Consider the following 16309-nt stretch of genomic DNA (forward strand, 5'->3'; position numbering starts at 1 on the left):
CAGGGAAAGACTGCAGACTGTGCCAGCACCCGCGCCTGATGGCTTGCACAATCTTGCGCACTTGCACGCAACCGGCGCCGATTGTTCGCCTGCGTCACCCGCCCGAGTACCATGGCGCCATTGGCATAACACTCCTGGGTGTCGACATGCTGTACCGAATCGCCGCCGACGGGCTGGTGCTGTTTCACCTGCTGTTCATTCTGTTCGTGCTGTTCGGCGGCCTGCTGGTGCTCAAATGGCGCCCTCTGATCTGGTGGCACCTGCCCGCGGCCGTGTGGGGGGTGTCGGTGGAGGTCTTCCACTGGCCCTGCCCGCTGACCGACTGGGAAAACCTGATGCGCCGCGGGGCCGGGCAAACCGGTTACGGTGGTGGCTTCATCGAACATTACCTGTTGCCGGTCATTTACCCGGCCGGCCTGACGCCGGCGATTCAGCTGGGGCTGGGCGGTGTGGTGCTGGTAATCAATGTGCTGGTCTATGGTTGGCTGATCAGAGTGTGGAAGTCGCGTCGGGGGTGATGACACTCAATTGGCAATCACGCTCATGTTCCGGCCACTGGCCTTGGCGACATAGAGCGCCTTGTCCGCAGCGCTGACCAGGTCATTGGGCTGATCCTGAGAGGCCGGGTTGTAGGCGCAGACCCCCAGGCTGACGGTGACCGTGCCCTCTACCCCTTCGCTGTGGGCGATGCCGGCCTGCTGCACCGCGCGACGGATTTTTTCCGCCAGCAGAAACGCGCCCACGTAGTCGGTGCCCGGCAGCACCACCGTGAACTCTTCACCGCCATACCGCGCTGCCAGGTCACCGGGACACTTGATGTGCTCACTGATGATCCTGCTGATGCTGCGCAAACACTCATCGCCGGCCACGTGGCCGTAAAGGTCGTTAAAGCGCTTGAAATGATCGACATCGATGATCAGCAGTGCGAGGTGGGTCTGGCTGCGCCTGGCCCGGCCCATTTCGGCAAGAATGAACAGATCGAACTGACGCCGGTTGGACAATCCGGTCAGTGCATCCTCCAGCGCCAGCAATTCCAGGCTGCGGTTGACCTCGATCAGCTTTTCCTGGGCATCGAGCAACAAGCTCTGGACCTGATTCTGCTGCTTCATCAGGCGAATCAGGCGAAAACCGAACACCAGCAGAAACCCCAGGAATAACGCAACGATGCCCGCACTCAGCAGCACCTGCTGACGCCAGCCGGTCAACACGTCCTCTTTATCCAGCGCAGCAAAGATGATCAGCGGATAACCGTCGACCCTGCGAAATCCGACCACCCGCTCGGTGCCATCCACATAGGAGGTGACCGTAGCGGTGCCTGAATCGCCTTTGGGCAGCAACTGCGTGAACAGCGGCCCCTTGGCGACGCTGGTGCCGACTTCAGCCTCCTTGAACGGCCGGCGAACGACAATGCTGGCGTCGTTGGCGATCAGGTTGATCACGCCGTTCTTGCCCATGTCGATACTGTCGTAGAGCGTCAAGAAATGACTGAGGTAGAGGGTTGCCAGCGCCACGCCGGCGAAGCTGCCATCGGGATGATTGACCCGACGCGACACCGTCATGATCCATTCACGGGTGGAACGACTCTTGATGGACGGGCCGATGTGCGGTCCACGATCGGCATGATCGCGATGGTAGATGAAATACTCGCGGTCGGCATTGTTCGCGCCGGGCATGACGGCGCCGTTGGAATTGGCAATCCAGCGCCCTTCCTCGTCATACACGAACAAGCCATGAATCTGGCTCAGCTCACTGCGCTGGGCCGGCAGCAGACGCTCCAGCCTTGGCACCTGGCCTTGGGCGATGCCGTCGTTTTCAAGGCGGTCGACCAGCGTAAACAACAGGGTATCGGCCTGCTTGATCGACGCCTGTGCTTGCGAGGCCAGGGTCTGCGCAAGGTTGGACATCGCCACTTCCTTGTCATGCAGATGGTACTGGCGCGAATTCCAGGCTTCCCAGATCACGATGGCGGTCATGGACAGGCACACCGCGAGCAGCAAAAAAACCACCGAGCGAACCTTGAGGCGGGTCACTGACTGCTCGGCGACCAGCGCCACGCCGTGGCGCGATTGTTCGATTCGATCTTTAACGGACAGCTGCCCCATGACGCTCCCTGAATCCTGATGAACCGGCGACCCATCCCGGTCGCCGCGGTTTAGCCGATTGCTCCGTTCACTATGATACGGATTTCGCCCAGTCTCTGGTTACTTCGATGCCTGCTTCACCGTCTCGATCCAGGCCGGATTCAACCGGGTCTGGTCGGTGTCGATGCCCAGTGCTTCCATCCGCGCCTTGTGTTGATCCATCTCACGCGTCAACTGGCCGTGATCACTGGAATTACCGTCCAGCTCATGCATCTGGCTCAGCCCCAGATGATAGAAGCGCAAGAGCTTCATCGCGCTCGGGTCCCCCTGCTCCACGGCTGCCGTGACCTGGTGCATGACGTTGGTGATGCTCATCAGGCTGCGCTTGAGCTGCCAGCCGTAGACCGCCGGCGCCATCCATTCCTGGGTCCAGAAGGTGCTGCGCATCAACGCGACCATCAGCAGCACCGCCACAAACACACCCCCGACATTGAAGCGCAAATTGTCCCCGCCGGGCTCGCCGAACAGCGCCACCGCCGCGGTGGACAACAGCATCGCCAGCGCCAGGAAAATCAGGGCGATGATCACCGTGCTGCGGCGCGTCTGCTGCCGATAGGTGGCGGCGTTCTTCGGCTGGATTTCGAACATTGCGTCGGGTTTCCTTCGGACATGGGCAAAAAGTCTGCGGGGCATTATCGCCTCTGTGAGGGATTTAGCTATGCTGGGGTTTCTTATCATCTTTTTATCGTCAAACGGGAACATGGCGATCCAGCGCAGTTCGTGCCATCTTCTTTTATGGATACATACTATTCGGATGCCATTGGCCCCTGTCAGGGCGAATGACATCCTTTTAAGGATCATTGAATGACCCAACGACATGTAATCAACGCCTCGGTCAGCCCCAAAGGCAGCCTGGAAACCCTCTCTCAACGTGAAGTACAGCAACTGAGCGAAGCCGGATCCGGCAGCACCTACACCCTCTTCCGCCAGTGCGCCCTGGCCATCCTCAATACCGGCGCCCATGTTGATAACGCCAAGACCATCCTCGAAGCCTACAAGGACTTCGAAATCCGCATTCACCAGCAGGACCGTGGCGTTCGCCTCGAGTTGCTGAACGCGCCTGCCAACGCCTTCGTCGACGGCGAAATGATCGCCAGCACCCGGGAAATGCTGTTCAGCGCCCTGCGCGACATCGTCTACACCGAAAACGAACTCGACGCCCAGCGCATCGACTTGAGCACCTCCCAGGGCATCAGCGACTACGTCTTCCACCTGCTGCGCAACGCCCGCACCCTGCGCCCCGGCATCGAGCCGAAGATCGTGGTGTGCTGGGGCGGCCACTCGATCAACACCGAAGAATACAAATACACCAAGGAAGTCGGCCACGAACTGGGCCTGCGCAGCCTGGACATCTGCACCGGTTGCGGCCCCGGCGTGATGAAAGGCCCGATGAAAGGCGCGACCATCGCCCACGCCAAGCAACGCATCCATGGCGGACGTTACCTCGGCCTGACCGAACCCGGCATCATCGCCGCGGAAGCGCCGAACCCGATCGTCAACGAACTGGTGATCCTGCCGGACATCGAAAAACGCCTGGAAGCCTTCGTCCGTGTCGGCCACGGCATCATCATCTTCCCCGGCGGCGCCGGCACCGCCGAAGTGTTCCTGTACCTGCTGGGCATCCTGATGCACCCGGACAACGCGGGCCTGCCCTTCCCGGTCATCCTCACCGGGCCGAAACACGCGGCGCCGTACCTGGAACAGCTTGATGCGTTCGTCGGGGCCACGCTGGGTGAAGGCGCCAAGCAACATTACGAGATCATCATCGACGACCCGGCCGAAGTGGCGCGCCAGATGACCCAGGGCCTCAAGGCGGTGAAACAGTTCCGCCGCGAACGCAACGACGCCTTCCATTTCAACTGGCTGCTGAAGATCGACGAAGGCTTCCAGCGGCCGTTCGATCCGACCCACGAAAACATGGCCAACCTGCAACTGAGCCGCGACCTGCCCGCCCACGAACTGGCCGCGAACCTGCGCCGGGCGTTCTCCGGCATCGTCGCCGGCAACGTCAAGGACAAGGGCATCCGCCTGATCGAAGAGCACGGGCCGTACCAGATCCGTGGCGACGCGGCGGTCATGCAACCGCTCGATCAACTGCTCAAGGCGTTTGTCGCCCAGCACCGGATGAAATTGCCGGGTGGCGCGGCGTATGTTCCGTGTTATCAAGTGGTTGCGTGATATTGCTCAAGTAAATACTTGTGGCGAGATTTTTTTTCCTCGCCACAAGTACCTCCTTGGAATGCGCAACGTGCGAATGACAAGAGGGTTGAGCAATGGAACACGTGAACCACATCCTGATCGTCGACGACGATCGCGAGATCCGCGAACTGGTGGGCAATTACCTGAAGAAAAACGGCCTGCGCACCACCGTGGTCGCCGATGGCCGGCAGATGCGCAGCTTTCTCGAAGCCAACACCGTGGACCTGATCGTGCTCGACATCATGATGCCCGGCGACGACGGCCTGCTGCTGTGCCGCGAGTTGCGCTCGGGCAAGCACAAGGCCACGCCTATCCTCATGCTCACCGCCCGCAATGATGAAACCGACCGGATCCTCGGCCTGGAGATGGGCGCCGACGATTACCTGACCAAACCCTTCGCCGCCCGCGAACTGCTGGCGCGGATCAATGCCGTACTGCGCCGCACGCGGATGCTGCCGCCAACCTGCTGATTACCGAAAGCGGCCGGCTGCTGCGCTTCGGCCGCTGGCGCCTGGACACCACCGCCCGCCACCTGCTGGACGAAGACGGCACCATGGTCGCTCTCAGCGGTGCCGAATATCGCCTGCTGCGGGTGTTCCTCGACCACCCGCAACGGGTGCTCAGCCGCGATCAGTTACTGAACCTGACCCAGGGCCGCGACGCCGACCTGTTCGACCGTTCCATCGATTTGCTGGTCAGCCGTTTGCGCCAGCGGCTGAAGGATGATTCCCGGGAATCGACCTACATCAAGACCGTGCGCAGCGAAGGCTATGTGTTCTCCTACCCGGTGGAATTGCTCGGAGCGGAGTCGTGAGCCTGGCTGACGACGGATCAATGTCCTCGATAAAGACTATGCGTCAGGGTGTTTTTTCATCGCAGTGCCCCAGCCCTACAGTGGCGACATCTTCTCCCCACTCTTCTGGAGCACATCATGAAAAGCATCATCGGTCTTGGTTTTGCCCTGTCGGTACTGGGCGCGACATCCGCCATTGCGGCTCCGCACGCCACGTCGACAGTCGTTGCGGCGGCTAAAGCCAGCCAGCCGGCATTGTTGAATGTGAATACCGTTGGCATTGACCGTAAAGACAGCCAACAGGCCAGACTCTACGTCGCGGAAAACCGTCCCGAGTTTGGTTCGAAGTATCAGCGTTATTGATCAACGGCGTTGTAATGCCTGAAACAGCCCCCCCTGCAGGAGCTGGCTTGCCAGCGAAGGCGTCCATTCAGTCAATGAATGTATCGATTGACCCACCGCTTTCGCTGCAAGCCAGCTCCTACAAGGGATCGGTGTCACGCCCGAAAAGGGTGATCGGTGTTCGAGCCCAAAAACCGGGCCCGCTACCCGCCAGTAACCAATCGAGCCGCAAGCGCCTTGGCCTGACTCGCCACATCCGTCACCGCAGTACTCTCCCACCACATCCCACGCAACGGCGGCCCCATGGCAAACAGTCGACGGGCAACCTGTCCATCGACGTCCAGCACCGCGCCATCAATCGCCGCCGCAATCCCCAACGCCAACGGCCCCGGCCGCACCAGCCCGCGAGCCAGCAACTGCTGGGGCAATGGCCGCGACACCCGCCGCCAGTCATACTCGATCCCGCTGGAATTGATCAACGCCGCACCACTGACGACAACCGTTTCAGCTTCACCACGACGACGGATGCGAATGCTCACTTCACCGCTGGCAGACGGCTCCAGCCCCTTGAACGACGCCGCCTGAATCCGCAACCGCCCTTCCCCATGCAGCCGCGCCACCAGTTCGGCACTCAACGGCGGTGAACGGTGATGATGGCTTTCCCACCACGCCGCACATGCCGCACAAACTGCCGACGCTGCACGTCCGTCGCCAGACTCCACAAGCGCCCGATGTGCGCCCGCACCGTGTCCAGCGGCGCCTGCCAGTCGATACCCTGGGCGATGGCGTCCCGGCAATGCCGGCGCAATTCGCGCACCAGCTGTCGCGGTGTGCGAATGCTCGGGTCCTCGGCAAGAAAATCCACCCAGGCCGGCGGTTGCGACGTACGTGCGGCAGCAGCCCATGGCGCGAAAACACTTCGATCGGCCCGCGATGCCCGGCCTGTTCCAGCGACACCACGGCATCGACCATGGTCAGGCCCGAGCCGATGATCAACACCGTCGACTGCGGATCGAGCTGGCGCATGGCAGCGACATCCCACGGATCGAGCGCGGCGGCGTTCAACCCGCTGGATTCGGTCTGCGGCGTACGTGCGGCGGGAAACATGCCGGTCGCCAGCACCGCATAAGCACCCTGCAAGCGTTGCCCGTCACTCAAGGTCAGGCGCACCGAATCATCCAGGGTTTGCAGGTCGACCACTTCAGCCTGCACATGCTCGAACGTTGACCCATGCAACACGCCAACGGCCTGGGCCTCGGCCAGCCGCTGCTGCACGTACTCACCGAAAAGTCCCCGTGGCGGGAACAATTCGCTGACCGGCACATGCTGCTCATCGGCCTGCGGCCAGCCGCCGGCCGCGATGTACCCGGTCAGCCACTGGGTGAGGTCGTCGGCGTTGTCCGGGTCGACGCTCATGCGGGCCGCGTTGCCGTTGAGGGTATGGCCCAACTCGACCGCGCTATACGCCTCGCCCCGGCCCAGTTCGGCGCGGGGTTCGATCACCAGCACCGATCGTTTGCCGGGCAGGCGCAGCAACTGCGCCGCCAGCATCGTGCCGCTGAGGCCGCCGCCGACGATCAGGATGTCTGCAGTGCGCAGGGCGTCGGTCACCGGTCCGTTTGGGGTTTCGCTCATGCCGTTCTCGCTGGTCAGTGTTTGCTTGAATTGAATCGTACAAGTCGCCTCGAGCCGACATCACTTCGTTGCTGCCGAGCTGGACGACTATCTCGAAATCTCCTGGACGATAATAGGCGCCAAACCAATGGAAGATTTATCAAGCAGTACCAAAGTAGGACGTACGACGCCGATTACCTGTGGGAGCTGGCTTGCTCGCGAAGGCGGTGCATCAGTCGACACAAATGCTGAATGACACACCGTCTTCGCGAGCAAGCCCGCTCCCACAAGGGATGTGTGTTGTGTTGGCTAAGCGTCTACCCGGTGTTGATCGGCAAACGGTCAGATCACCACATTCCTGATGAACCGCGCGGCCACCGCGCCGTCGTTGCGGTAGGCATGGGGCTGGTTGCTGGCAAACATATAGAACTCACCGGCGCCAATCGCGTGTGGCGTGTCGCCGAGCATCAATGTCAGACAGCCTTCGAACACGTAGATCTGTTCGCTCCAGCCATCGGCATCGGGTTGCGAGGGGTAGATTTCCCCCGGTTGCAGGCACCATTCCCATTGCTCCACCTCGCGAGTGGCAGTGGCCTTGGACAGTAAGACGGCTTTGCTGCCGGGAATCGTACCGGCCCAGGCCACCTCGTTGATGCGACTGGGGTCGCGGGCGTCCGGCGCCTGGATCAGGTCGCTGAAAGCAACGTTCAGGGCTTCGGCCACGCGGTCGAGGGTGGTCAGGCTGACGTTTTTCTCGCCGGCCTCGATGGCCACCAGCATCCGTCGGCTGACCCCGGACTTTTCGGCCAGCGCGGCCTGGCTCATGTCGGCGGCATGGCGCAGACGCCGAACGTTCTGGCTGACATGTTGAAGGACCGAAGCCCGCTGCGTTGAATCTTTGTGCACTATATTGCTCACATGGTGGGGTTGGGCAGTATACTGCGCAACATTCGACGCATTGTGCGTCGCCCTCAGGTAGTGTGCAAGGTCATGACGTCGGTGAACTCCTCCCAGGTTTCTTCCCGTTTCTCACGGTTCAGCAAGGCCGAGTGCGTGCTGGTGCTGATCACCATGGTCTGGGGCGGTACCTTTTTGCTGGTCCAGCATGCGATGACCGTCAGCGGGCCGATGTTTTTTGTCGGCCTGCGCTTTGCCGCGGCAGCGATCATTGTGTCGTTGTTCTCCTGGCGGCATCTGCGGCAGCTGACCCTGTTCGAACTCAAGGCCGGGGCGTTCATCGGCGTGGCGATCATGCTCGGTTACGGCTTGCAGACCGTGGGCTTGCAGAGCATTCCCAGCAGTCAGTCGGCCTTCATTACCGCGTTGTACGTGCCCTTCGTGCCGTTGCTGCAATGGCTGGTGTTGGGGCGGCGTCCGGGGTTGATGCCGAGCATCGGGATCATGCTGGCGTTTACCGGGTTGATGTTGCTGTCCGGGCCTGCCGGGGCCGCTTTCAATTTCAGCCCCGGTGAAATCGCCACGCTGATCAGCGCCGTGGCGATTGCGGCGGAGATCATTTTGATCAGTACCTATGCCGGTCAGGTCGATGTACGCCGGGTGACGGTGGTGCAACTGGCGGTGACGTCGGTACTGGCGTTCCTGATGGTGGTGCCGACCCGGGAAGTGATTCCGGGCTTTTCCTGGCTGCTGCTGTGCAGCGCGCTGGGCCTGGGCGCGGCCAGTGCAGCGATCCAGGTGGCGATGAACTGGGCGCAGAAGAGTGTTTCGCCGACCCGGGCGACCTTGATCTATGCCGGTGAGCCGGTGTGGGCCGGGATTGTCGGACGGATTGCCGGGGAACGGTTGCCGGCGATTGCGTTGCTGGGCGCGGGGTTGATTGTGGCGGCGGTGATTGTCAGTGAGTTGAAGACCAAGGGGAAGGTTGTTGCGCCTGAGAAAGAATTGGAGCAGGAGATCCAGGGTTAAGCTTCTGGATTTGTAGCGTCTGGTAGATAGTCTTCGCGAGCAAGCCCGCTCCCAAGTGGATCTCAGTGGTACTCGCATGCTGTGTTCGCTGAAGATCCCCTGTGGGAGCGGGCTTGCTCGCGAAGGGGCCAGACCTGCCGAATACAGCCCTTCGAAACAATGAAAAACAGGATTTATCCGCCTACCTTGTAGGATTCTGCGACAGCTTGGCGTTTGGTAATCCGGGGGCTGGCACGTATGATGCTTCACAAACTTCCGCAGATTAGAAGCCTATGTCCCTGATAGTTCTACTGCTTCTGCCCTTTGTCGGCAGCTGTCTGGCCGCCTTGCTGCCACACAACGCGCGTAATACCGAATCCTTGCTGGCTGGCCTGGTTGCCTTGATCGGCACGGTTCAGGTCGCCCTGTTGTTTCCACAAATCGCCGATGGCGGGGTGATTCGCGAAGAGTTCTCCTGGCTGCCCAGCCTGGGCCTGAACTTCGTGCTGCGCATGGACGGTTTCGCCTGGCTGTTCTCGATGCTGGTGCTGGGCATCGGCACCCTGGTTTCACTGTACGCCCGTTATTACATGTCGCCGGACGATCCGGTGCCACGCTTCTTTGCGTTTTTCCTGGCGTTCATGGGCGCCATGCTCGGCCTGGTGATCTCCGGCAACCTGATCCAGATCGTGTTTTTCTGGGAGCTGACCAGCCTCTTCTCGTTCCTGTTGATCGGTTACTGGCACCACCGCGCCGATGCACGACGCGGCGCCTACATGGCGCTGATGGTCACCGGTGCCGGCGGATTATGCCTGCTGGCGGGGGTCATGCTGCTTGGCCATGTGGTTGGCAGCTATGACCTCGACAAGGTCCTGGCCGCCGGCGAACTGATTCGCGCACATGCCCTCTACCCTATCCTGCTGCCCCTGATCCTGATCGGCGCCTTGAGCAAAAGCGCGCAATTCCCCTTCCACTTCTGGCTGCCCCATGCCATGGCGGCGCCGACACCGGTCTCGGCCTATCTGCACTCGGCGACCATGGTCAAGGCCGGGGTGTTCCTGCTCGCGCGGCTGTGGCCATCACTGTCCGGCAGCGAAGAATGGTTCTACATCGTCAGCGGCGCCGGCGCCTGCACCCTGCTGCTCGGCGCGTACTGCGCAATGTTCCAGAACGACCTCAAGGGCCTGCTGGCCTATTCGACCATCAGCCACCTGGGCCTGATCACCCTGCTGCTGGGGCTGAACAGTCCACTGGCCGCCGTGGCCGCGGTGTTCCACATTTTCAACCACGCCACGTTCAAGGCGTCGCTGTTCATGGCCGCGGGCATCATCGACCACGAAAGCGGCACCCGCGACATTCGCAAGCTCAGCGGCCTGGTCAAGCTGATTCCGTTCACCGCCACCCTGGCCATGGTCGCCAGTGCCTCGATGGCCGGGGTACCGTTGCTCAACGGCTTCCTCTCCAAAGAGATGTTCTTCGCCGAAACCGTGTTCATCAATGCCACGGCCTGGATCGAGTTGACCCTGCCGATCGTCGCGACCATCGCCGGCACGTTCAGCGTCGCCTATTCCCTGCGCTTCACGGTCGATGTGTTCTTCGGCCCGACCGCCACCGACCTGCCGCACACCCCGCATGAACCGCCACGCTGGATGCGCGCGCCGGTGGAGTTGCTGGTGTTCGCCTGCCTGATCGTGGGGATTTTCCCGGCGCAGGTGGTCGGCCCGTTGCTGGCCGCCGCGGCACAGCCCGTGGTGGGCGGCGTCTTGCCGGAGTACAGCCTGGCGATCTGGCACGGCTGGAACGCGCCGATGATCATGCGGCCTGGTCGCCATGTCCGGCGGTATCGTGCTCTACCTGCTGCTGCGCAATCAGCTCAAGCGCGGGCGCTTCAAGTACCCGCCGCTGATCGGCCGGTTCAACGGCAAGCGTTTGTTCGAGCGCAGCCTGGTGATCAAGATGCGCCTGGCCCGGCGTCTGGAGCGGCGGATCAGCACCAAGCGCCTGCAAACCCAACTGTTCCTGATGGTGCTCGCCGCCGTGCTGGCCGGGTTGATCCCGATGCTCCACAGCAGCCTGAGCTGGGGCGACCGCCCGAAGATTGCCGGTTCGATCGTGTTCGTCACCTTGTGGCTGCTGGCGATTGCCTGCGCCCTCGGCGCGGCGTGGCAGGCCAAGTATCACCGGCTCGCGGCCCTGACCATGGTCAGCGTCTGCGGCTTGATGACGTGCATCACGTTCGTCTGGTTCTCGGCGCCGGATCTGGCGCTGACGCAACTGGTGGTCGAGGTGGTGACCACGGTGCTGATCCTGCTGGGCCTGCGCTGGTTGCCGCGGCGGATCGAAGAGGTGTCACCGCTGCCGAGCACCCTGCGCAAGGCACGCATTCGCCGATTGCGCGACTTGCTGCTGTCGATCGCCGTCGGGGGCGGCATGGCGCTGCTGTCCTACGCCATGCTGACGCGCCAGACCCCGAACGACATTTCTTCTTTCTACCTCAGTCGCGCCCTGCCCGAAGGCGGCGGCAGCAACGTGGTCAACGTGATGCTGGTGGACTTCCGTGGCTTCGACACCCTCGGCGAGATCACCGTGCTGGCGGCGGTGGCGCTGACGGTGTTCGCCCTGTTGCGACGCTTCCGCCCACCGAAAGAAAGCCTGCAGTTGCCGGCCCAGCAGCGCCTGCTGGCGCCCGACGTGGTCACCGACCTGGTCAACCCGCGTCACGCCAGCGACACCGCGCTCGGCTTCATGATGGTCCCGGCAGTGCTGGTGCGCCTGCTGCTGCCGGTTGCCTTCGTGGTGTCGGTCTATCTGTTCATGCGCGGCCACAATCAACCGGGCGGCGGCTTCGTGGCGGGCCTGGTGATGTCGGTGGCGTTCATCCTGCAGTACATGGTCGCCGGCACCCAGTGGGTCGAGGCGCAAATGAGCCTGCGTCCCTTGCGCTGGATGGGCACCGGGCTGCTGTTCGCCACCGTGACCGGGCTCGGGGCGATGGCGGTCGGGTATCCGTTCCTGACCACCCACACCTGGCATTTCGCTTTGCCGGTGTTCGGCGACATTCACATCGCGAGCGCGCTGTTCTTCGACATCGGCGTGTACGCCGTGGTGGTCGGTTCGACCCTGTTGATCCTCACCGCCCTCGCCCACCAATCGGTACGGGGTCACAAGACCGCTGCCCTGCCCAGAGCCGTCGCCACCCAAGGAGCCGTCTGATGGAAGAAGTCATCGCAATCGCCATCGGCGTACTGGCCGCGTCCGGCGTCTGGCTGATCCTGCGCCCGCGAACGTTCCAGGTGGTCATGGGCCTGTGCCTGCTGTCCTACGGCGTCAACCTGTTCATCTTCAGCATGGGCAGCCTGTTCATCGGCAAGGAGCCGATCATCAAGGACGGCGTGCCGCAGGATTTGCTGCACTACACCGATCCGCTGCCCCAAGCGCTGGTGCTGACCGCGATCGTCATCAGCTTCGCCATGACCGCACTGTTCCTGGTGGTGTTGCTCGCGTCCCGAGGCCTGACCGGTACCGACCATGTGGATGGCCGGGAGCCTAAAGAATGAATCTGATGCCGCACCTGATCGCCGCCCCGATTCTGCTGCCGCTGCTGACCGCCGCGGTGATGCTGATGCTGGGCGAGAAACACCGGCCGCTGAAGGCCAGGATCAACCTGTTCTCCAGCCTGGTGGGCCTGGGCATCGCCGTGCTGTTGCTGCAATGGACCCAGGAAACCGGTGTGCCCGGCTCCATCGGCGTGTACCTGCCGGGCAACTGGCAAGCGCCGTTCGGCATCGTGCTGGTGGTCGATCGCCTGTCGGCGCTGATGCTGGTGCTGACCGGGATCATCGGCGTCTGCGCCCTGCTGTTCGCGATGGCCCGCTGGGACGGCGCCGGTTCGAGTTTCCACGCGCTGTTCCAGATCCAGATGATGGGCCTGTATGGCGCGTTCCTGACGGCGGACCTGTTCAACCTGTTCGTGTTCTTCGAAGTGCTGCTGGCCGCCTCTTACGGCCTGATGCTGCATGGTTCTGGCCGGTCGCGGGTGTCGGCGGGGCTGCATTACATCTCGATCAACCTGCTGGCCTCGTCGCTGTTCCTGATTGGCGCGGCGCTGATCTACGGCGTCACCGGCACCCTGAACATGGCCGACCTGGCGCTGAAAATCCCCCTGGTGCCCGAAGCCGATCGCGGCTTGCTGCACGCGGGCGCGGCGATTCTCGCCGTGGCGTTCCTGGCCAAGGCTGGCATGTGGCCGCTGAACTTCTGGCTGGTCCCGGCCTACTCCGCCGCCAGCGCGCCGGTGGCGGCGATGTTCGCGATCATGACCAAGGTCGGTGTCTACACCCTGCTGCGCCTGTGGACCCTGCTGTTCTCCGGCCAGGCCGGTGCGTCGGCGTACTTTGGCGGCGACTGGCTGATCTACGGCGGCATGGCGACCATCGTCTGTGCGGCGGTGGCGATCGTCGCCGCCCAACGCCTGGAACGCCTGGCCAGCCTGAGCATCCTGGTGTCGGCGGGGATCCTGCTGTCGGCCATCGGTTTCGCCCAACCCAACCTGATCGGCGCGGCCCTGTTCTATCTGGTCAGCTCGACCCTGGCCCTGAGCGCGCTGTTCCTGCTGGCCGAGTTGATCGAGCGTTCGCGTTCGGCCAATGAACTACCGCTGTTCGATGACGGCGACCTGCTGCCGCGGCCGCTGGAATCCCTGCAGCCGCCCAAAGGCATCAACCTCGACGACGAACAGAAAGCCGTGGTCGGCAGGTGATTCCCTGGACCATGGCGTTCCTCGGCTTGAGTTTCATCGCCTGCTCGCTGCTGATCATCGGCATGCCGCCGCTCTCCGGGTTCATCGGCAAACTCGGCCTGCTCAATGCCCTGCTCAACCCGCTGGGCCTGGGTCAGTCCGGCGATGTAACGGTGTCGAACGCGGCGTGGGGCTTGCTGGCGCTGCTGATTATTTCCGGGCTGGCCTCCCTGATTGCCTTTTCGCGCCTGGGTATCCAGCGTTTCTGGACCCCTGAAGAACGGCCATCGCCCTTGTTGCGTCGCTTCGAATGCGTGCCGATCATCGCGCTGCTGGGCTTGAGCATCGCGCTCACGTTCAAGGCCGAGCCACTGCTGCGCTATACCCAGGCCGCCGCCGACGCCCTGAACAACCCGCAGCAATACGTGATGGCAGTGCTCGGCACTCGCGCCATTCCAAGCCCGGAAGCCAAGACCGCACTGGCCGAGGTGCAACCATGAAGCGTCTGTTTCCCGCGCCGTGGTTGTCCCTGGCCCTGTGGGTGTTGTGGTTGGTGCTGAACCTGTCGATGAGTCCCGGCAACCTGCTGCTGGGCGCGGTGCTGGGGTTCTGCGCGCCATTGATGATGCGCAAACTGCGTCCGCTGCCGATCCGCATTCGTCGTCCCGGCGTCATCCTGCGCCTGTTCCTGCTGGTCGGGCGCGATGTGCTGGCGTCCAACCTCGCCGTGGCCTGGAGCGTGCTGAATGCCGGGCGTCGCCCACCGCGCTCGCGCTTCATCAAGGTGCCGCTGGACCTGCGCGATGCCAACGGCCTGGCGGCCCTGTCGATGATCTGCACCGTGGTCCCGGGCACCGTCTGGTCGGAACTGGCGCTGGATCGCAGCATCCTGTTGCTGCACGTGTTCGATCTGGATGACGAAGCGTTGTTCATCCAGCACTTCAAGGCGACCTACGAGCGCCCCTTGATGGAGATCTTCGAATGAGCCCGTTGCTGTCGAACGCAATCCTGCTGAGCCTGTTCATCTTTTCCCTGGCGATGGTGCTGACCCTGGTCCGGCTGTTCAAGGGGCCTTCGGCCCAGGACCGGGTCCTGGCCCTGGATTACCTGTACATCGTCGCCATGCTGATGATGCTGACCCTGGGCATTCGTTATGCCAGTGACACCTACTTCGAGGCGGCGTTGCTGATCGCTCTGTTCGGCTTCGTCGGTTCGTTTGCCCTGGCCAAATTCCTGCTGCGTGGCGAGGTGATCGAATGAATATGCAACTGTCGCTGTGGGTCGAGATTCCGGTGGCGATCCTGCTGGTGCTCAGCAGCCTGTTTGCGCTGATCGGTGCCGTCGGGCTGCTGCGGATGAAGGATTACTTCCAGCGCATGCACCCGCCGGCCCTGGCCTCGACACTCGGCGCGTGGTGCGCGGCATTGGCCTCGATCATTTACTTTTCCGCGCTCAAGTCCGGGCCGGTACTGCATGCCTGGCTGATCCCGGTTCTGCTGGCGATCACCGTGCCGGTGACCACCTTGCTGCTGGCGCGGGCGGCGTTGTTCCGCAAGCGGATGGCGGGGGATGATGTGCCGGCGGAGGTGAGCAGTCGGCGAACGAAAAGCGACACAGATCCCCTGTAGGAGCCGGCTTGCCGGCGAAGCTTTTCAGATCCAGGCCACTGCCAGCAATCCAGCCCCCAACACCACACACAACGGCGAATAAGCCCAGGTATCCAACCGGGCAAACCGCGAATCCTTGACCTGCTTGAAAAACCCCACCAGATTCGAATCGCCGATCGCCCGGGCGAACATCAGCATCGCGATGGCGCTGATCACCCATTGCAGCGCCCCGTGATGCACCCTGGGCAGATACAGCCCGACCCGCAGGCACAACAGCATCGCGATCAGCAGCAACCCGACCGCCACCAGCAGCGTGGCAAAGCCCGAAGGCTTGAACGCCGGTTTGGGTGGTGCGCCGCTCTCCCCGGGCACGCGCGGCACTGCAGCCTCACTGCCGATCTTGCCACCCGCCGCCCAGTACAGGTGGATCAGGCTGATCAACAGGAAGATGGCAGCCATCCATTGCGCAATAATCAGGCTCATGTTCAGACGTCCAGCGTGAAATGTCGCAGCAGGATGAACCTCCCTGAACGATTTTGTAAGGGTATTCGTGATCGGCGGTGATAAAGTGCCGCTCCATGAAACTTGCGCGAACCGACCGCTCACTCATTGCCTGGATGCTCTATTGCTGCGTCCTGTTCAATGTGTTCGCCTGCAGCATCGGTCATGGGCAAATGGTCGGGGCGCAGCTCAACGGCCTCGGCGGCCAGTTCTGTACGGTCGACCCGGCCACCCAGGCGCCGGCCTCGTCCAACACCCCCGAAGGCAAACTGCCGACCCTGTCCCAAGCCTTCGGCTGCCCGCTGTGTTCCGCGGGAGGCATGGGCCCGGCGCTCAATTCCAGCGCGACCCTGGCGATCCTCCCCGAGCAACACAGCCCGCCCTTGGCCGTCATCGCCAGCGCCGACCTCCCTGCCCGCCTCACCTGGCCCTCGGCCAATCCTCGCGCCCCACCTGTCGCCTGAGTTTC

13 protein-coding genes and 5 pseudogenes are annotated in these 16309 nt (G+C 62.6%); 12 read left to right on the forward strand and 6 right to left on the reverse strand.

Annotated features, from left to right (window positions below):
* Positions 1 to 146: 146 nt before the first annotated feature.
* On the forward strand, positions 147 to 518 hold the full coding sequence (locus tag BZ163_RS18490) for a DUF2784 domain-containing protein (protein WP_128872123.1): 372 nt from the start codon (positions 147 to 149) through the stop codon (positions 516 to 518).
* 6 nt (positions 519 to 524) lie between these two features.
* On the opposite strand, the gene BZ163_RS18495 is transcribed toward BZ163_RS18490, so the two are convergent.
* Together BZ163_RS18495 and BZ163_RS18500 are read right to left on the reverse strand one after the other, a co-directional pair.
* Entirely contained in the window at positions 525 to 2102 is a 1578-nt protein-coding gene (locus tag BZ163_RS18495) for a sensor domain-containing diguanylate cyclase (protein ID WP_128872110.1), read from the reverse strand.
* Positions 2103 to 2201: 99 nt separating this feature from the next.
* On the reverse strand, positions 2202 to 2729 hold the full coding sequence (locus tag BZ163_RS18500; protein ID WP_128872111.1) for a DUF3087 domain-containing protein: 528 nt from the start codon (positions 2727 to 2729) through the stop codon (positions 2202 to 2204).
* 216 nt (positions 2730 to 2945) lie between these two features.
* Between BZ163_RS18500 and ppnN the strand changes: the two genes are divergently transcribed.
* The 3 genes and pseudogenes from ppnN to BZ163_RS18515 all read left to right on the forward strand — a co-directional run bounded on the left by ppnN (position 2946) and on the right by BZ163_RS18515 (position 5496).
* On the forward strand, positions 2946 to 4319 hold the full coding sequence (gene ppnN / locus BZ163_RS18505) for a nucleotide 5'-monophosphate nucleosidase PpnN (protein ID WP_128872112.1): 1374 nt from the start codon (positions 2946 to 2948) through the stop codon (positions 4317 to 4319).
* A 95-nt stretch (positions 4320 to 4414) separates the two neighbouring features.
* Positions 4415 to 5154 (forward strand): annotated as a pseudogene (locus BZ163_RS18510) (response regulator).
* Positions 5155 to 5271: 117 nt separating this feature from the next.
* A complete protein-coding gene (locus BZ163_RS18515) occupies positions 5272 to 5496 on the forward strand; it encodes a hypothetical protein (protein WP_128872113.1) in 225 nt (74 codons plus the stop codon).
* Positions 5497 to 5678: 182 nt separating this feature from the next.
* Here BZ163_RS18515 and BZ163_RS18520 read toward each other — a convergent pair.
* From BZ163_RS18520 to BZ163_RS18530, 3 genes and pseudogenes are all read right to left on the reverse strand, one after another.
* A pseudogene (locus tag BZ163_RS18520) lies at positions 5679 to 7110 on the reverse strand (FAD/NAD(P)-binding protein).
* Positions 7111 to 7165: 55 nt separating this feature from the next.
* Positions 7166 to 7278, reverse strand: a pseudogene (locus BZ163_RS36470) (ABC transporter ATP-binding protein); the annotation flags it as partial.
* Between the two features lie 153 nt (positions 7279 to 7431).
* On the reverse strand, positions 7432 to 7995 hold the full coding sequence (locus tag BZ163_RS18530) for a helix-turn-helix domain-containing protein (RefSeq protein ID WP_128872114.1): 564 nt from the start codon (positions 7993 to 7995) through the stop codon (positions 7432 to 7434).
* Between BZ163_RS18530 and BZ163_RS18535 the strand changes: the two genes are divergently transcribed.
* From BZ163_RS18535 to BZ163_RS18565, 7 genes and pseudogenes are all read left to right on the forward strand, one after another.
* Positions 7990 to 9015, forward strand: coding sequence for a DMT family transporter (locus BZ163_RS18535; RefSeq protein ID WP_128872115.1), 1026 nt, complete (start codon positions 7990 to 7992; stop codon positions 9013 to 9015). The genes BZ163_RS18530 and BZ163_RS18535 overlap by 6 nt on opposite strands.
* A 272-nt stretch (positions 9016 to 9287) precedes the next feature.
* Positions 9288 to 12207 (forward strand): annotated as a pseudogene (locus BZ163_RS18540) (monovalent cation/H+ antiporter subunit A).
* Positions 12207 to 12551 carry a Na+/H+ antiporter subunit C gene (locus BZ163_RS18545; protein ID WP_007986256.1) on the forward strand — a complete coding sequence of 115 codons (345 nt, stop codon included), beginning with the start codon at positions 12207 to 12209 and terminating at the stop codon, positions 12549 to 12551. Before BZ163_RS18540 ends, BZ163_RS18545 begins: the two are co-directional and overlap by 1 nt.
* A pseudogene (locus BZ163_RS18550) lies at positions 12548 to 14232 on the forward strand (monovalent cation/H+ antiporter subunit D). Before BZ163_RS18545 ends, BZ163_RS18550 begins: the two are co-directional and overlap by 4 nt.
* Positions 14229 to 14717: a Na+/H+ antiporter subunit E gene (locus tag BZ163_RS18555; RefSeq protein WP_128872116.1), complete on the forward strand. Its 489-nt coding sequence runs from the start codon at positions 14229 to 14231 to the stop codon at positions 14715 to 14717. Before BZ163_RS18550 ends, BZ163_RS18555 begins: the two are co-directional and overlap by 4 nt.
* Positions 14714 to 14992, forward strand: a complete 279-nt coding sequence (locus BZ163_RS18560) for a K+/H+ antiporter subunit F (protein ID WP_128872117.1) — start codon at positions 14714 to 14716, stop codon at positions 14990 to 14992. The genes BZ163_RS18555 and BZ163_RS18560 overlap by 4 nt, the downstream gene beginning before the upstream one ends.
* On the forward strand, positions 14989 to 15360 hold the full coding sequence (locus BZ163_RS18565) for a Na+/H+ antiporter subunit G (protein ID WP_128872118.1): 372 nt from the start codon (positions 14989 to 14991) through the stop codon (positions 15358 to 15360). The genes BZ163_RS18560 and BZ163_RS18565 overlap by 4 nt, the downstream gene beginning before the upstream one ends.
* Positions 15361 to 15384: 24 nt before the next feature.
* Here BZ163_RS18565 and BZ163_RS18570 read toward each other — a convergent pair whose 3' ends face one another.
* Positions 15385 to 15822 (reverse strand): DUF3995 domain-containing protein, encoded by a 438-nt coding sequence (locus tag BZ163_RS18570; RefSeq protein WP_128872119.1) that lies wholly within the window; start codon positions 15820 to 15822, stop codon positions 15385 to 15387.
* 95 nt (positions 15823 to 15917) lie between these two features.
* Between BZ163_RS18570 and BZ163_RS18575 the strand changes: the two genes are divergently transcribed.
* On the forward strand, positions 15918 to 16304 hold the full coding sequence (locus BZ163_RS18575) for a DUF2946 domain-containing protein (protein ID WP_128872120.1): 387 nt from the start codon (positions 15918 to 15920) through the stop codon (positions 16302 to 16304).
* The last annotated feature ends 5 nt before the right edge of the window (positions 16305 to 16309 follow it).

The sequence above is a fragment of the Pseudomonas sp. VI4.1 genome (genome assembly GCF_002029345.1).
In the GTDB taxonomy this organism is placed as follows: domain Bacteria; phylum Pseudomonadota; class Gammaproteobacteria; order Pseudomonadales; family Pseudomonadaceae; genus Aquipseudomonas.

What these genes read in the sequence shown, in the direction of transcription:
- BZ163_RS18490 (WP_128872123.1), top strand. Translation starts at nt 147, where the DNA reads ATGCTGTACCGAATCGCCGCCGACGGGCTGGTGCTGTTTCACCTGCTG.
- BZ163_RS18495 (WP_128872110.1), bottom strand. Translation starts at nt 2,102, where the DNA reads ATGGGGCAGCTGTCCGTTAAAGATCGAATCGAACAATCGCGCCACGGC.
- BZ163_RS18500 (WP_128872111.1), bottom strand. Translation starts at nt 2,729, where the DNA reads ATGTTCGAAATCCAGCCGAAGAACGCCGCCACCTATCGGCAGCAGACG.
- ppnN (WP_128872112.1), top strand. Translation starts at nt 2,946, where the DNA reads ATGACCCAACGACATGTAATCAACGCCTCGGTCAGCCCCAAAGGCAGC.
- BZ163_RS18515 (WP_128872113.1), top strand. Translation starts at nt 5,272, where the DNA reads ATGAAAAGCATCATCGGTCTTGGTTTTGCCCTGTCGGTACTGGGCGCG.
- BZ163_RS18545 (WP_007986256.1), top strand. Translation starts at nt 12,207, where the DNA reads ATGGAAGAAGTCATCGCAATCGCCATCGGCGTACTGGCCGCGTCCGGC.
- BZ163_RS18555 (WP_128872116.1), top strand. Translation starts at nt 14,229, where the DNA reads ATGAAGCGTCTGTTTCCCGCGCCGTGGTTGTCCCTGGCCCTGTGGGTG.
- BZ163_RS18560 (WP_128872117.1), top strand. Translation starts at nt 14,714, where the DNA reads ATGAGCCCGTTGCTGTCGAACGCAATCCTGCTGAGCCTGTTCATCTTT.
- BZ163_RS18565 (WP_128872118.1), top strand. Translation starts at nt 14,989, where the DNA reads ATGAATATGCAACTGTCGCTGTGGGTCGAGATTCCGGTGGCGATCCTG.
- BZ163_RS18570 (WP_128872119.1), bottom strand. Translation starts at nt 15,822, where the DNA reads ATGAGCCTGATTATTGCGCAATGGATGGCTGCCATCTTCCTGTTGATC.
- BZ163_RS18575 (WP_128872120.1), top strand. Translation starts at nt 15,918, where the DNA reads ATGAAACTTGCGCGAACCGACCGCTCACTCATTGCCTGGATGCTCTAT.